Raw genomic sequence first — 16546 nt, forward strand, 5'->3', positions numbered from 1 at the left:
GGCCGGAGCGGGCATGCAGCATGCCGGCCGGCATACTGCGTTAGTGCGCTTCGGCGCGCGATAAGTTCCGCGCGCCTTGTCCATATATTATGACAGATTGGGTGCCAGCCAGCGTTCCACATCCTCGATGCTGGCGCCACGGCGCTTGGCCATGTCTTCCACCTGGTCCATGCCGATCTTGCCGACAACGAAGTATTTCGACTCCGGGTGGGCAAAATAGAAGCCGGAAACGGCCGCGCCGGGGAACATGGCATACGATTCCGTCAGCTGCATGCCGATTTCCTCGGCCTGCATGACCTCGAACATCTCTTTCTTGACCGTATGTTCGGGGCAGGCCGGGTAGCCTGGCGCGGGACGGATGCCCACGTATTTCTCCGCGATCATGTCGTCGTTGCTCAGTTGCTCGTCCGGCACGTAGCCCCACAAATCCTTGCGCACGCGCTCGTGCAGGTATTCGGCAAACGCCTCGGCCAGGCGGTCGGCCAGCGATTTCAACATGATGGACGAGTAATCGTCGTGCGCATCCTCGAAGCGCTTCTCGTATTTCTCGATGCCGAGGCCGGACGTCACGGCGAACATGCCGATGTAATCCTTCACGCCCGATTCCTTGGGCGCAATAAAATCGGCCAGGCACTGGTTGGGACGCTGCACGCCGTCGACGACGGGCTTGACACCCTGCTGGCGCATGCCGTAATACGTGAACGCCACGTTACTGCGCGTATCGTCCGTGTACACCTCGATATCGTCGTCATTGACGCTGTTGGCTGGCAGCAAGGATACGACGCCATTGGCCGTCAGCCAGCGCCCGTCGATGAGTTTTTTCAGCAAGGCCTGGCCTTCCGCATACACCTTGGTGGCCGCGTCGCCCACCACTTCATCGGTGAGGATGGCGGGGAAGGGACCTGCCAGGTCCCAGGTCTGGAAGAACGGGCCCCAGTCGATATAGTTGGCCAGGGCGGCCAGGTCGACGTTCTTGAAGACGCGGCGGCCGATGAACTTCGGTTTCACTGGCGTGCAGGGACCGTCGAAGGGCACGCGCATCTTGTTGGCGCGCGCCTGCGCCAGCGGCAGGATGGGCAGGGCCTTCTTGTTGGCGTGCTGCTCGCGGATGCGCGCGTAATCGAGCTCGATGTCTTCGACGTACTTGTCGCGCTGTTCCGGCGTCAGCAACGATTGCGCCACGGACACGGAACGCGAGGCGTCCGGCACATAGATGACGGGGCCTTCGTAGTTGTGCGCGATTTTCACGGCCGTATGGGCGCGGCTGGTCGTGGCGCCGCCGATCAGCAGGGGAATCTTGAGCATGCGGAAATGTTCGTCGCGCTGCATTTCCTTGGCGACATACGCCATTTCTTCCAGCGACGGCGTGATCAGGCCGGACAAGCCAATGATGTCCGCGTTTTCCACCTTGGCGCGGGCGAGGATTTCCGAGCACGGCACCATCACGCCCATGTTTACCACTTCGAAGTTGTTGCACTGCAGAACCACCGTGACGATGTTCTTGCCGATGTCATGCACGTCGCCTTTCACGGTCGCCATGATGATCTTGCCCTTCGGCTTGGCGACGATGCCCGTGCGCTGCTCTTCCAGCAGCTTTTCTTCCTCGATAAATGGAATCAGGTGGGCCACGGCCTGTTTCATCACGCGCGCCGATTTCACCACTTGCGGCAGGAACATTTTACCTTGCCCAAACAGGTCGCCGACCACGTCCATGCCGGCCATCAGGGGCCCTTCGATCACGTGGATGGGGCGCCCGCCATTGTGCAGCAGTTCCTGGCGCGCCTCTTCCGTGTCTTCCACGATGAATTGCGTGATGCCATGCACCAGCGCGTGCGACAGGCGCTGCTGTACCGTGCCTTCGCGCCAGGCCAGGGTCTGCGCCTCGGCCTTGCCGCCCGCCTTCAGGGTGCCGGCAAATTCGATCATGCGCTCGGTCGAGTCTTCGCGGCGGTTCAGCACCACGTCTTCCACGCGCTCGCGCAATTCCGGGTCCAGGTTGTCGTACACGCCCACCATGCCGGCGTTGACGATGCCCATGGTCATGCCGGCCTTGATGGCGTGGTACAGGAAGACAGTATGGATGGCTTCGCGGGCAGGATCGTTGCCGCGGAAACTGAATGACACGTTCGACACGCCGCCCGAGATCTTCGCGTACGGCAAGTTTTCCTTGATCCAGCGCGTGGCGTTGATGAAGTCGACGGCGTAGTTGTTGTGCTCTTCGATGCCGGTGGCGACGGCAAAGATGTTCGGATCGAAGATGATGTCTTCCGGCGGGAAGTCCAGCGCATCGATCAGTAAATGATAGGCGCGTGCGCAAATTTCGATCTTGCGCTCGAAGGTGTCGGCCTGGCCCTTCTCGTCGAAGGCCATGACGATGACGGCGGCGCCGTAGCGGCGGCACAGCCTGGCCTGGCGCAGGAATTCTTCCTCGCCTTCCTTCATCGAGATGGAATTGACGATGGCCTTGCCCTGCACGCATTTCAGGCCCGCTTCGATGACCGACCATTTCGACGAATCGACCATGATGGGTACGCGCGAAATATCGGGTTCGGACGCGATCAGGTTCAAAAAGCGCGTCATGGCCGCCAGCGAATCGAGCATCGCCTCGTCCATGTTGATGTCGATTACTTGCGCGCCGTTTTCAACTTGCTGGCGGGCCACGGACAAGGCTTCGTCGTATTGCTCGTTGAGAATCATGCGCGCGAACGCCTTCGAGCCCGTGACGTTGGTGCGCTCGCCCACGTTGACGAACAGCGACTCGTCGTTGACGACAAACGGTTCCAGGCCCGCCAGGCGCAAGTCGTGTGACGGCGCCGGCACGGTGCGCGGGGTGTTTTTCGACAGCAGCTCGCCGATGGCGGCGATGTGCTCGGGCGTGGTGCCGCAGCAGCCGCCCGCCATGTTCAGGAAGCCCGCGTCGGCGAATTCGCGCAGCAGCGCGGAGGTGTCGGCCGGCAACTCGTCGAAGCCCGTGTCGCTCATGGGATTGGGCAAGCCCGCATTCGGGTAGATGCAGACAAAGGTGTCGGCGATCTTGGCCAGCTCTTCCGCGTACGGACGCATCAGGGCGGCGCCCAGCGCGCAGTTCAGGCCGATGGTCAGCGGTTTCGCGTGGCGCACGGAATTCCAGAAGGCGGGCACGGTCTGGCCCGACAAAATGCGTCCCGACGCATCCGTGACGGTGCCCGAAATCATCAGGGGCAGGCGCACGACGGTGGGGTTTTGCTCGTAGAACAGGTCGATGGCGAACAGGGCCGCCTTGCAGTTCAGGGTATCGAAGATGGTTTCCACCAGCAGCACGTCGGCGCCGCCTTCCACCAGGCCCTGCGTCTGCTGCAGGTAGGCGGCCACCAGCTGGTCGAAGGTGACGTTGCGCGCGGCCGGGTCGTTGACGTCCGGCGAGATCGACGCCGTCTTCGGCGTGGGGCCCAGGGCGCCGGCGACGAAGCGCGGCTTGTCCGGGGTGGAGTACTTGTCGCAGGCGGCGCGCGCCAGTTTGGCGGCCTGCACGTTCATTTCATAGGCCAGGTGGGCCATGTGGTAATCGTCCTGGGCGATCGTCGTGGCGCCGAAGGTATTCGTTTCGATCAGGTCGGCGCCGGCCGCCAGGTAGCGCTCATGGATTTCCTGGATGATCTGCGGCTGCGTCAGGGTCAGCAGCTCGTTATTGCCCTTGACGAACAGTTCGCGCGCACCGCTGTCGGCGGGCGCGGCGAAATCGATGAAACGGCCTGCGGGACCGCCACGGTAGGCGGTTTCATCGAGCTTGTACTGCTGGATGATCGTGCCCATCGCGCCGTCGAGGATCATGATCCGGCGCGCCAGGATGGCGCGCAGCGTGGCTTCGGTCGGGGACATGGCGGGGATCACGGTATCGTTCATTTCATGCTTTCAATAGGCAAACGGGCGGCGGCGCGGTGACGGGGCGTTGCGGGCCAGCAGGGTCGGCTGGCGGAGAGTGCCGGCCGGGTAGGGCGGGCAGAAGGTGGCAATCGCCGGATTTCACCGGGTCTAAAATTATACGGCATCAGGCTGCTTTGGTTTTGAGCAAAAGCGGCCCAGCCCCAGTCTGCGGCCGTCTACGCAACACATCGTGCCCCTGCGCCTGTCCTGTGGCGGCCATGGCATGTCCGTCCTCAAAAATTACATTCCTGAAAATCTTACTGAAAATGTTAATTCTTCCGCCAAAGTTGGCGAGAAAGCAGCATCTCTATGCTGTGGAAAAATTCCCACATTATTTGTGCCTGATCAAAATATTTTTCATGAATGGAATGGCAATAGGTGTATGGGGAAACAATCTTGATTTAGAACAACACAGAATGACGCCAATAATGCTCCTAATAAAGCTTGCCAAGCAGATACATTAATTATTATCAAAACCAATTGAATCAAAAGCATTAATAGTTGTCCTTCGGAATCAAATTGACCGATAATATTGGTTCCCGGAAATTAAATTCTCACCAAAAGTCACCGATATGTCACATTTCTCCCGTCTTTCCCTTGCCAGCGCACTGCGTGCCCTAGGTTGCCAGCCATGAAAAACCATTTGCTGATTGCATTGTTTCTCGCGTTGGGCCTGTCCGCCTGCGGCGGCGGCGGAGGCGGTGGCGGCGGCGACACGGTGGTGGCGACCACGTCGGGCAATCCCGTCGTCATTCCCGCCGTGACGGCCGTTTCGGCAACGAATGTGGCCGTCGGCGGCAGCCTCGTCGTCACTGGCGCAAATCTCAGCCGTGTGACGGCTTTCCAGGTGGCCGGCGTGACGGTCGCCACCAGCGCAGCCAGCGATGGCAGCGTCACCCTGGTCATGCCGGGCGTGCCCGTCACCGGTGCGCTGAGCCTGGTCAGTGCCAGCGGCACGGCCGCCACCAGCTATAACGTGAACGTGTACGTGCCCTTGACCGTCAGCAGCGTCGCCCCGGCGACGGGCGGCGTCGGGTCCAGCGTCACCATCGCGGGCAGCGGCATGGGCGCCGTGACGGGCGTGCAGTTTGGCAATGGCGCGGCGGCGACCCCGCAAAGCCAGAGCGCCACCAGCGTCACCGTGGTCGTGCCTGCGGGCGCCGTAACGGGACTGCTGACGGTGCGCGGCCCTTACAACGACGTGATCAGCAACGATACCTACACGGTGTTGGCGAATGTGACGGTGACGTCGATCTCGACGGTGATCAGCGGTTCGACGATGTCGGTGACGGTACAGGGTAGCAACCTCGACCAGGTGAGTTCGGCCTCGGTGGGCGGCACGCCGGCGAGCATCGTCAGCGCCAGCGTCGGCCAGCTGGTCTTGTCGGCGCCGGCCACGGCGACGGGCAATGTGCTGTTGTCGGCCGCCTCGCGCGTTGCCGTCAATGCGGGCACGGTGGCGGCCTTTACCCTGGGCAGCATTGATTTCGCGCAGGTACTCAATCTGAACGCCAGCGATACGGCCTTGCGCCTGACGCGCGGCAAGTCGGCTGCCGTGCGCGTGTCCGTGCTGGGCACCCAGGCTGGCCGCGCCAGCCCTGCCGTTACCCTGACCGCCACGGCGGCCAATGGCAGCAACCTGGGCAGCGTCAACATGACCGGTCCCGCCATTTTGCCGACAGGAAAAAGCGATTACAGTTTCAATGGCAACTTCAGCGGCGTCTTGCCGGCGGCCTGGATTCTGCCCGGCGTGCGCGTGCGCGTGACGGCCGTGGGCAACGACGGCACGCAAGTGAGCCAGGAGGCGGCACCGGCCGTGGCCAGCGCGGCGCGCATTCGCCTGGTGCTGGTACCGCTGAGCACTGACGATGGCGTGGCGCAGCTGCCTGACGCCGAGGCCATCCGTACCGCGCTGACCCGCGTGTATCCGTATGCGGTGGAAAACATCAGCATCAGCACGCGCGCGCCGCTGAGCATGCCTGGCAGCAGCACGGCCGACAGCTGGTGGAGCAATGCCCTGCAAGAACTGGAACGTAACCGTGTCCAGGAAGACAACGGCGCCTATTATTATGGTTTCGTGCCGAAAATGTCCGTCAACCGTTCCGCCGGCCTCGCGTACATCAACTTGCGCACCGGCAGCAGCGACTTCACGTCGGCCATCGGCCTGGACGCCAAGTTCAACAGCATCGCGGCGCTCGACCCGTTCGGCAATAGCTGGCCTGAATGGCTGACCACGCTCGTGCATGAACTGGGCCACAACCATTCGCTTTCCCACGTTCCCTGCGGCGGCCCCGCCAACGCCGTGACCGATTATCCGTACGCCAATGGCAACCTGGGACCGCAGCCACTGTATAACAGCAGCTATGCGGGCAGCCTCGGCCAGCTGAGCCAGGCCGCCTATGGCGCGGGCACGCCGATGAAGGACGTGATGAGCTATTGCAGCGGTGCCTGGTTCTCCGACTACAGCTATGCACGCGTGCAGCAGTTCCTGGAAAAGAGCAGCCGGCAGATCACGGGCAGCAATGTGCTGGCCGCCAGCATGTCCGTGGCCGAGAACGGCTACCTGACCATTTCCGGCCGCATCACGCCGGCCGGCGTGGCGCTGCGCCCGGCCGTTGCCTCGTCCGCGCGCGTCGGCGCCGCTGCCGGCAGCAGCGGCCAGGCGTACACGCTGCGCCTGCTGACGGCGTCAGGACAGACTATCGACTTGCCATTCGATGCCGTCGCGCTGGCCGATCATGGCGGCAGCGCCATCAGCCATTTCCGCGTCAGCTTCGCCAACCCGGGCGAGATCAGCGATGTGGAAGTGTTGTCAAAAGGCAAGGCCTTGGCCAAGCTGGAGCGTCCGGCCCGCCGCAGCAAGGCCGCTGCCAACGATGCGAGCTTTGAGGTCACACAAAGCGGCGGCAAGCTGGTGCTGGCCTGGAATGCGCAGGCCGAGCCGTATGCGGCCGTGCTGCACGTGGCCGCCGATGGCCGCAAGACGGTGATCGCCAGTGAGTTGACTGGTGGCAACGCCAGCGTCGACGTCAGCGCCTTGCCGGCCGGTGGCCGCTTCGAGGTCAGCCTGTCGTCGTCCGTCGGTGGACGCCTGATGAAGGTCATGCGTCGCTAAGCGCCATGGCCGGATAACAAAAAGGGCTTGCCGCGGCAAGCCCTTTTTTTATGTGCGTAGCGCCGTCGTGTTAAACGAAGCGCTTGCCTTCGAGGGGGAAGCCCTTGATGAATTCTGCGGCGGGCAGGCGCTTGCCACCCGGTTTCTGCAGTTGCGTCAGGCGCAGCGAACCATTGCCGCAGGCCACGATGATGCCATGCTGGGCATCGGCCGCCAGCACCTGGCCCGGCGCTTCCTTGCTGTCCGCTTCCAGCACGTCGGCGGCCCAGATCTTGATGGTCACGCCATCGACCTGGCCGCAGGCGCCGGGAAACGGATTGAAGGCGCGGATTTTCAGGCCCAGTTCCAGCGCCGGCAGGCTGAAGTCCAGCGCCGCCTCGTCCTTGGCGATCTTCGCCGCATAGGTGACGCCCGCTTCCGGCTGCGGCACGGCTTCCAGCGGCTGCTGCTGCATCTTGCGCAGGGTGTCGACGATCATCTTGCCGCCCAGGGTGGCCAGCTTGTCGTGCAGGGTGGCGGTCGAGTCGCCCGCCTCGATGGGCGTGCGCTCGATGGCCAGCATGGGACCCGTGTCGAGGCCTTCTTCCATCTGCATGATGGTCACGCCCGTCTCGTCGTCGCCGGCCTCGATGGCGCGGTGGATCGGCGCGGCGCCGCGCCAGCGCGGCAGCAATGAACCGTGGATATTGATGCAGGGTTTGATGTCGAGCGTGCTGCGCGGCAAGATCAGGCCATAGGCGGCCACCACCATCACGTCGTAGTCAAGGGCCAGCAGGCGCTCGTGGGCCGCTTTCGCCTCGGCGGCGCGCTGCGGGTCCTTGCTGTCCATGCGCAGGGACAGCGGCTGCAGCACTTCGATGCCATGCTGCTGCGCATACTGCTTGACGGCCGAGGCGTGCATCTGCATGCCGCGTCCGGCGGGGCGGTCCGGCTGGGTCAGCACCAGCGGAATTTCAAAGCCCGCTTCGTGCAAGTCCTTCAGTGCCGTGGCGGCGAATTCAGGCGTGCCTGCGAAGATCACTTTCATATGGTTCCTTGACGTGAGGTGCGCAGGCCCGCGCCCGAGGGCGCCAGGCTGGCGTGGTGTAACGGTTGGTCCAGTTTAGCAGCACTGGCGCCCGGAGGCTTAGAAACGGCGGTTCTGTGCGCGCAAGCTTGCTTCGCGCTCGAGACCACGGATTTCCTTGATCATCTTGGTCTTGATGCGGTTGCGTTTGAGCGGCGACAGGTATTCGACGAATACCTTGCCCAGCAGATGATCCATCTCATGCTGGATGCAGACGGCCAGCAAGCCATCGGCTTCCAGTTCAAACTGCTTGCCGTGGCGGTCCAGGGCGCGCACCTTGATGCGGGCCGGGCGCTCGACGCCATCGTAGACGCCAGGCACGGACAGGCAGCCTTCGTCGTACACCTGCTTTTCATCGCTGGCCCAGGTGATTTCCGGGTTGATGAACACTTGCAACTGGTTTTTTTCTTCGGTGATGTCGATCACCATCATCTGGATATGCTCGTCCACTTGCGAGGCGGCCAGGCCCACGCCCGGGGCGTCGTACATGGTTTCGGCCATGTCGTCGATCAGGGTTTGCAGGCGCTCGTCAAAGGCGGTGACGGGCTTGGCGACCGTGTGCAGGCGAGGATCGGGGTAACGCAGGATATTTAATATGGACATACGGATTCGACTGGTTAAGGTGGGCGCCGGTGCGCCGGATAATTCATGCCTGGGCCATGCGCGCGATGGCATGGCGGATTGTTATTGAGTGTCTGAGTACGCTACGGTTGGGTGCGTGTGGCGCAACGGCGCGGCAGATGCGTTTGCCAGTGCGTCGATTTGTCTGCTGTAAAGGGAAATTTTATCACAGACGCCCATGGCCCTGTGGATGGCGGGCCGTTTTGCACGGCCATTGCACGCATCCTTGCGCGCGTCGGCATCGCGTGCGCACCATGGCGCTAGCATGGAATGGCACAGCACTGAACGGGCACCGGGCGAGCAGGGAGCGAGGTTGTCATGCAGATAATTGCAACGGCGGCGGACGAGGCCAGCGAACTGGCGGGCTGGCTGCGCCTGCAGCACTTGCCCGGCGTGGGGCCGGTGGCGGCGCGCGCCTTGCTGGCCCGCTTCGGCTTGCCGCCGGAGATCTTTGCCGCGCCGTTCGAGGCCTTGCGCGAGGTGGTGCCGGCCGGCGTGGCGCGCGCCATCGTGCAGCCGCCCAAGCCGCTCGCCAACAGCCAGCTGGCACTCACCCTGCAATGGCTGCTACAGCCAGGCAATGCCGTGCTGACCCTGGCCGATGGCGCATATCCGCCGCTGCTGCTGGAAATCGCCGATCCGCCCCTGTTGTTATATGTGCGCGGCCGCGTCGAGCTGCTGTCGCGCCCGGGCGTGGCCATCGTCGGCAGCCGCAATGCCAGCGCGCAAGGCATGCAGAACGCGGCCGCGTTCGCGCAAGCGCTGAGCGCGGCGGGCCTGACCATCATTTCCGGGCTGGCGCTGGGCATCGACGCGCACGCGCACGAGGGCGGCTTGCGCGGCGCGGGCGCCACGGTGGCCGTGATCGGCACGGGCGCCGATCTCGTGTATCCGCGACGTAATCTTGATCTGGCGCAAAGAATTGCCGAACACGGCTGCATCGTCAGCGAGTATGCGCTGGGCTTGCCCGCCATGCCGGGCAATTTTCCGCGCCGCAACCGGCTGATCAGCGGCCTGGCGCGCGGCGTGCTGGTGATCGAGGCGGCGGCGCAATCGGGCTCATTGATCACGGCGCGCCTGGCCGGCGAGCAGGGGCGCGACGTGTTTGCCTTGCCCGGCTCCATACATTCCACCCTGGCCAAGGGTTGCCATGCGCTTATCAAGCAGGGCGCCAAGCTGGTCGAGTCGGCCGACGACGTGCTGCAGGAATGGCAGTGGCAGGGCGACTCCCCCGGCGTGCCGGCGCAGGCCGACGCGGCGGCAACACCGCTGCTGGCCGCGCTGGGCCACGATCCCGTCGACGCGGACAGCCTGGCCGCGCGCAGCGGCCTGTCCATGGGGGAACTGATGGGGCAATTGCTGGCGCTGGAACTGGCGGGCATGGCCGAACGCTTGCCGGGAGGACTGTTTCAACGCTGCAAATGACAGCTTGTCACTTGTGTGGCGGCCACGCCGCACGGGGGCGCTTTGTCGGTGCGCACCCTTGTGTCGCAGCGAACTTAGCTGCTAGAGTAGAGCCATGTTCGATATCCTGGTGTACCTCTACGAGACTTATTATCGCCCCGATGCCTGCCCCGAGCCGGCAGTCCTGGCGCGCAAACTGTCGGCCGTCGGTTTCGACGACGTGGAGATTTCCGAGGCGCTCGTCTGGCTGACGGACTTGAACGCCATGGCCGGCGTCGAGCAAACCCTGACGGCCAGCGCGACAGGCACGCGTTTTTACGTGCAGCAGGAAAGCGACGTGCTGGGCACGGCCGCCGTCGGCTTCATCCAGTTCCTCGAAAGCGCCAAGGTGCTCTCGCCGCTGCAGCGCGAAATCGTCATCGAACGGGCGCTGGCGCTCGACGAGGCGCCCGTCTCGCTGGGCAAGCTGAAAGTCATCGTGCTGATGCTGCTGTGGAGCCAGGGCAAGGAACCGGATGCGCTGATGTTCGACGACCTGTTCGTCGACGACGAAGACCTCCCCCCGCGCTTGCTGCACTAATCACCATGTCCATGGCGGCGTTGCCGCGCCTTGCCGTACCAGCTACTGCCTGCGACGCTGCGCCTTGCCCTGACTTTATGCCGGCTTGCGGCGTCTCCTGCAGCTGTTTGCCTGACCCTGGCGCCACCGCCGTGCCATCTCCTTTACGATGTGCTGCACCGGCGCGCACGCCAGTCCCTGGTGTTTGCGCTGGCGCATTCTTGCTTGCAGATAACTTGCCGAATTCTTCAATAGGCGCTTATCATTGGCCGCTTGACAAGACCACAAGTCACAAGGCCTTGCGCAGACAAAAGCGTCGGCGCCTGGCAATGCACTGTATGATGCGCATGCTGAAACTATCCTAGAGCATTTTTCGAGACTAAAAAATATGACAAAAACCCTCATCATCGCCGAGAAGCCTTCTGTCGCGAACGATATCGCGAAGACGCTTGGCGGCTTTACCAAGCACGATGAGTACTTTGAATCGGATGAATACGTCCTGTCGTCGGCGGTCGGCCACTTGCTGGAGATCGCCGTGCCGGAAGAATTCGACGTGAAGCGCGGCAAATGGAGTTTCGCGCACTTGCCGATGATTCCACCGTATTTCGCGCTGAACCCGATCGCCAAGACGGAAGCGCGCCTCAAAGTATTAAACAAGCTGATCAAACGTAAAGACGTTACCACCCTCATCAACGCATGCGATGCGGGGCGAGAAGGCGAGCTGATTTTCCGCCTGATCGCGCAAAACGCCAAGGCCAAGCAACCGGTCAAGCGCCTGTGGCTGCAGTCGATGACGCCGGGCGCCATCCGCGACGGTTTCGCCCACCTGCGCAGCGACGAGGAAATGCTGCCGCTGGCCGATGCGGCCCGCTGCCGTTCGGAAGCCGATTGGTTGATCGGCATCAATGGCACGCGCGCCATGACGGCGTTTAATTCGAAAGAAGGCGGCTTTTACCTGACCACCGTGGGCCGCGTGCAGACGCCGACGCTGTCCATCGTCGTCGAGCGCGAAGACAAGATCAAGAAATTCGTGCCGCGCGACTTCTGGGAAGTGCGCGCCGAATTCGTCTGCGCGGCCGGCATCTATGAAGGCCGCTGGCTCGACACGAAGTTCAAGAAGGACGAGAACGATCCCGAGAAGCGCGCCGAGCGCCTGTGGAGCAAGGCCGCTGCCGATTCGATCGCCACCGCCTGCCGCGGCCGCCAAGGCATCGTCACGGAAGAGTCGAAGCCGACCACCTCGATGGCGCCTGGCCTGTTCGATCTGACCAGCTTGCAGCGCGAAGCGAACTCGCGTTTCGGCTTCTCGGCCAAGAACACCCTGGGCCTGGCCCAGGCCCTGTATGAAAAGCATAAAGTGCTGACCTACCCGCGTACCGATTCGCGCCACTTGCCGGAAGACTACATGCCGACCGTGCTGCAGGCGCTGGAAACGGTCAAGGACAACAGCAACTATCACCAGTTCGCCAAGCAGATCATCGACAAGGGCTGGGTCAAGCCGAACAAGCGCATCTTCGACAACACGAAGATCTCGGATCACTTCGCGATCATCCCGACGACGATCGCGCCCAAGAATCTGTCCGAGCCGGAACAGAAGCTGTACGACCTCGTCACGCGCCGCTTCATGGCCGTGTTCTTCCCGCCTGCGGAATTCCAGGTCACCACGCGCTACACGGAAGTGTCCGGCCACCAGTTCAAGACTGAAGGCAAGGTCATGACCAATCCGGGCTGGCTGGCCATCTACGGCAAGGAAGCATCGACGGACGCCGACAAGGAAAGCAATGGCAACGGCAACCTGGTGCCGGTGGCCAAGGGCGAAAAAGTGCAGACGGAAAGCGTCAGCGCGAATGGCCTGGTGACGAAACCGCCCGCGCGATTCACGGAGGCGACCTTGCTGTCGGCCATGGAAGGCGCTGGCAAGCTGATCGACGACGACGAGCTGCGCGATGCGATGGCCGGCAAGGGCCTGGGCACGCCAGCGACGCGCGCCGCCACCATCGAGGGCCTGTTGACGGAGCGCTATCTGATCCGCGAAGGTCGCGAACTGATTCCGACGGCGAAGGCATCGCAGCTGATGACTTTGTTGAAAGGCCTGGGCGTCAATGAATTGACGGCGCCGGAGCTGACGGGCGAGTGGGAATACAAGCTGTCGCAGATGGAAAAAGGCAAGATTTCGCGCGAAGAATTCATGCGTGAAATCGCGCAGATGACGCAAATCATCGTCAAGCGCGCCAAGGAATACGACAACGACACCATTCCCGGCGACTACGCCACCCTGGAAACGCCATGCCCGAACTGCGGCGGCGTGGTGAAGGAAAACTATCGCCGTTTCGCCTGCACCAAGTGCGAATTCTCGATGAGCAAGACACCGGGTTCGCGCCAGTTTGAAATCGCGGAAGTGGAACAATTGCTGAAGGACCGCACCATCGGCCCGCTGCAAGGCTTCCGCTCGAAGATGGGCCGTCCGTTCGCCGCCATCCTGCGCATCGTGCGCGATGAAGAGATCAAGAACTTCAAGCTGGAGTTCGATTTCGGCCAGAACGACGAGAGCGAAGATGGCGAAGGCGTCGATTTCACGGGCCAGACGCCCGTGGGACCGTGCCCCAAGTGCAACGCCGGCGTGTATGAAATGGGCCTGGCCTATGTGTGCGAGCACAGCGTGGCGAAACCGAAGACGTGCGATTTCCGCAGCGGCCGCATCATCTTGCAGCAGGAAATCTTGCCGGAACAAATGGCGAAACTGCTCAACGATGGCAAGACCGACCTGTTGCCGGGCTTTGTATCGCAGCGCACGCGTCGTCCGTTCAAGGCCTTCCTCGTGCGCGGCAAGGATGGCAAGGTGAGCTTCGAGTTTGAAGAGCGCAAGGCCAAGCCGGGCGCGAAGACCAAGGCGGCTGCCGCCGAGGTCGACGGCGAAGAAGGCGCGGCGCCAGCGAAGAAAACGGCGGTCAAGAAAGCGGCGGCCGTGAAGAAGGCGCCAGCGAAGAAGGCGACGGCCGGGAAAAAACCGGCCGCCAAGAAGGCGCCGGCGAAGAAGGCAGCGGCAGCGGCGGAGTAATTCGCGGCGGCATGGGCCAGCGCAAAAAAGCCAGGGAGCGATCCCTGGCTTTTTTTATGTCCCGACCTGGCGTCCCCCGATCAGGCTGGCGGTGCGGCCGGCTCCACCAGGCCCATTTCCCGGAGCACTTCATGCGCCGAGCGGAAGGCATCGATGGCCAGCGGCATGCCGCAATACACGGCCGCGTGCAGCAGCACTTCCTGGATCTCCTGCATGGAGGCGCCATTGTTGACGGCGCCGCGCACGTGGCCGCGCAGTTCCTGGGCCCGTCCCAGGGCCGTCAGCATGGCGATGGTGGCCAGGCTGCGCGTTTTCAGGTCCAGACCGTCGCGGCACCAGGTCGTGCCCCAGGCGTTGCGCGTGACGAATTCCTGCAAGGGGGCCGTGAAGGCGTCGACCTGGGCAAACGCGCGCTCGACAAAGGCGTCGCCCATCACCTGTTTGCGCATGCGCAAACCATTCTCGAATTGTTCATCCATGCCGCGCTCCCGTTGCTGTACGCTTCAGATACTAGCGAGCGGGCAAACGGTGGTCAAGCGCGGCATGGCGCCGTGTGGCGCGATTAATCGAGATAGTCGGAGTATTCGCGCTGCGCGTAGTTCTGCAGGTTTGCCCACGGCTGCGCCTTGCTCACGGTCGGCTGCAGCTTGACGTCGACGCGGCGATAGAAAGTGTTCGCGCGGTCGCCGCTCTCGATGACGAGCGGGATCTGCTTTTGCTCGTCCCACAGGATGCGCTGGAACACGCCATTCTTTTCCACTTCGCGCCAGCGCGCGCCCGGCACGTTGGACGCCTGCTTCGACAGCGGCATGGCGGTGACCAGTTTCGGATCGAGCAGATAAAAGCTGTTTTCCCAGGAACCGTCGAAATTGACGTTTTCATACTCGGCCTTGGGGATGGCGACGACGATCTTGTCGTGCGCGTCGATGTATTCCACGCGCACCGTGTTCTTTTCCAGCACCACGTGGCGGGGAATCAGCACGGGATTGAAGTGCTTGTGTTCATGCTGCGTGGCCGCCGTCGTCGTTTTCAGCGCCACTTTCTTGTTTTCGCCATGCGCGTGTCCCGCATGCGCATCGGTGGCCGGCGCCAGTACGCGCTCGACCCACACGTGGCCGGGGCGGCGCAGCATCTTCTCTTCGTAGCGGCTTTCGCGCGTCACGCCTTCCGGCGTCAGCACGCGGCTGTAATACGTGATGCCCAGGTCCAGGTCGACAGGCGCGGCGGGGGCGGCGGCTTGGGCCGGGCCGGCGAAGCCGGCGGCGAGGAGGATGGCGATCAGGGTCGGTTTCATGGTGTTGCCTTTATTGTGCAAAGGGAGCGGAGGGCAATCCTGCCATCCGCCCCGGTGGGGTTGCGCTGCTGGTGCTACATCAGAAGCCCAGTGCCGCCTTCAGCAGGTCGAACACCTTGGTATTGTCCAGCGTGCCCTTGAAGGTCTTCGCGCCGGCGCCCGTGGCCAGCAGCTTGACGTCGCCGCCGCCGTGGGTTTCGCTGGCCAGGCGTACGCCTGTTTCTTGCAGGTAATTGTCTTTCAGGGCCGTGGCGCTGTCGACGTTGCTGCGCAGGTCAGGACGGTTCGGGCCGTTACCGAATACCAGGGTGGTGTAGGTATTGCCATCGGCATCCTTGCTTGGCTGGTTGTCCTTGTAGCCGCGGTTGATGTCGAGGATAGGATTGCCGCGCTTGCCATAGCCGTTGAAGGCCAGGGTGTGGTCGTGGTCGGCCGTGACGACGATCAAGGTGTTGGCCAGGGTCGGATCGGTTTCCTTGATCTTGGCGATGGCGGCCTTGATGGCGTCGTCGAAAGCGATGGTATCGGTCAGCGCGCGCTTGGCATTGATGCCGTGCAGGGCGTGGTCGATGCGGCCGCCTTCGACCATCAGGAAGTAGCCGTTCGCGTTTTTCGACAGCAAGTCGATGGCTTTCAGCGTCATTTCCGACAGGCTAGGCTGGGTCGCGCCTTCGCCCAGCGGCGGCGTGGCGGTGCGGTCCAGCTCATATTCGAGGTGGCTGCGGGTGCTGTACAGGCCGATGAACTTCTTGCCGCTCGGCGCCGCCGCCATTTCCGCTTTCGTCGCGGCCACGGTGTAGCCCTTGGCGGCAAATTCCGTCAACAGGTTGCGGCCATCGGCGCGGCCATACTTGTTGCTGGCCGACCATGGGGTAAAGTGGTTGCGGCCGCCACCCATCAGCACATCCACGCCGTCGCCCAGGGCCGCGTTGTAGCCGGCGCCGCCCGGCGCCGTTTGCGCGGCGATCGCGTATTGCGCATTGCGGTTGCAGATGTGCGAGAAGGTCGTCGCCGGCGTGGCGTGCGTCAGTTCCGTGGTGGTGATGGCACCCACGGCCTTGCCCTTGGCTTTCGCCAGTTCCAGGATGGTCGGCACGGTCTTGCCGCCGGCCGGGCAATTGTCCACGCCCAGGTTGCCGTTGGCGTCGCGGCTCGGTTCTTTGGCGATCGTGTCCTGCGCCATCGAGATGACTTCATTGTTCATCTTGACGCCGGTCATGTAGGCGGCCATCGACGGCGCGCTGTCCGTCGTTTGCGCATCGTTCGAGAACGTCTTGATGCGCGCCGTGCGCTCCAGCGTGTCCATCGTCAGGCTGCCGTCTTCGCCGTATTTGTAGATGCGCGAGGCCGTCACGACGGACGGGCCCATGCCGTCGCCGAGGAAGACGATGACGTTCTTGGCGTCGGCGGCGTAGGCGCTGGCAACGCTGGCCGCCACGAGCGTGGTCAGCAAGGAGAGTTTCAGAGCAGATTTCAGTGCGGCGGGTTTCAATGCGGGTTTCATATGCTTGTCCAATTCTTGTCTC

General features: G+C 63.0%; 11 protein-coding genes. 5 read left to right on the top strand and 6 right to left on the bottom strand.

Going from position 1 to position 16546, the window contains the following annotated elements; genetic code table 11:
* Window positions 1-87: 87 nt before the first annotated feature.
* Entirely contained in the window at window positions 88-3858 is a 3771-nt protein-coding gene (gene metH / locus O0880_RS25910; RefSeq protein ID WP_289889394.1) for a methionine synthase, read from the bottom strand.
* Window positions 3859-4126: 268 nt separating this feature from the next.
* Between metH and O0880_RS25915 the strand changes: the two genes are divergently transcribed.
* Both O0880_RS25915 and O0880_RS25920 read left to right on the top strand, forming a co-directional pair.
* Window positions 4127-4303 carry a hypothetical protein gene (locus O0880_RS25915; protein ID WP_289889395.1) on the top strand — a complete coding sequence of 59 codons (177 nt, stop codon included), beginning with the start codon at window positions 4127-4129 and terminating at the stop codon, window positions 4301-4303.
* Window positions 4304-4534: 231 nt separating this feature from the next.
* Entirely contained in the window at window positions 4535-7018 is a 2484-nt protein-coding gene (locus O0880_RS25920; RefSeq protein WP_289889396.1) for a hypothetical protein, read from the top strand.
* A 70-nt stretch (window positions 7019-7088) separates the two neighbouring features.
* Here the strand turns inward: O0880_RS25920 and fmt are convergent, their stop codons facing one another.
* Window positions 7089-8045: a methionyl-tRNA formyltransferase gene (gene fmt, locus O0880_RS25925; protein WP_071325419.1), complete on the bottom strand. Its 957-nt coding sequence runs from the start codon at window positions 8043-8045 to the stop codon at window positions 7089-7091.
* Between the two features lie 99 nt (window positions 8046-8144).
* Window positions 8145-8687 (bottom strand): peptide deformylase, encoded by a 543-nt coding sequence (gene def / locus O0880_RS25930; RefSeq protein ID WP_071325418.1) that lies wholly within the window; start codon window positions 8685-8687, stop codon window positions 8145-8147.
* Window positions 8688-9023: 336 nt separating this feature from the next.
* Here def and dprA point away from each other — a divergent pair, with 336 nt between their 5' ends.
* The 3 genes from dprA to O0880_RS25945 all read left to right on the top strand — a co-directional run bounded on the left by dprA (window position 9024) and on the right by O0880_RS25945 (window position 13726).
* Complete coding sequence (gene dprA / locus O0880_RS25935; RefSeq protein ID WP_289889397.1) at window positions 9024-10130, top strand: DNA-processing protein DprA; 1107 nt, start codon at window positions 9024-9026, stop codon at window positions 10128-10130.
* Window positions 10131-10224: 94 nt separating this feature from the next.
* Window positions 10225-10689 (top strand): DUF494 domain-containing protein, encoded by a 465-nt coding sequence (locus tag O0880_RS25940; protein ID WP_071325416.1) that lies wholly within the window; start codon window positions 10225-10227, stop codon window positions 10687-10689.
* A 367-nt stretch (window positions 10690-11056) separates the two neighbouring features.
* Complete coding sequence (locus O0880_RS25945) at window positions 11057-13726, top strand: DNA topoisomerase III (RefSeq protein WP_289889398.1); 2670 nt, start codon at window positions 11057-11059, stop codon at window positions 13724-13726.
* A gap of 80 nt (window positions 13727-13806) precedes the next feature.
* Here O0880_RS25945 and pcaC read toward each other — a convergent pair whose 3' ends face one another.
* From pcaC to O0880_RS25960, 3 genes are all read right to left on the bottom strand, one after another.
* Complete coding sequence (pcaC, locus tag O0880_RS25950) at window positions 13807-14205, bottom strand: 4-carboxymuconolactone decarboxylase (protein WP_071325414.1); 399 nt, start codon at window positions 14203-14205, stop codon at window positions 13807-13809.
* Between the two features lie 83 nt (window positions 14206-14288).
* Window positions 14289-15020 (bottom strand): hypothetical protein, encoded by a 732-nt coding sequence (locus O0880_RS25955; protein WP_071325413.1) that lies wholly within the window; start codon window positions 15018-15020, stop codon window positions 14289-14291.
* 79 nt (window positions 15021-15099) lie between these two features.
* On the bottom strand, window positions 15100-16524 hold the full coding sequence (locus O0880_RS25960) for an alkaline phosphatase (RefSeq protein WP_289889399.1): 1425 nt from the start codon (window positions 16522-16524) through the stop codon (window positions 15100-15102).
* Between the last annotated feature and the right edge of the window lie 22 nt (window positions 16525-16546).

The organism is Janthinobacterium sp. SUN118 (assembly GCF_030397695.1).
Lineage (GTDB): Bacteria > Pseudomonadota > Gammaproteobacteria > Burkholderiales > Burkholderiaceae_D > Janthinobacterium.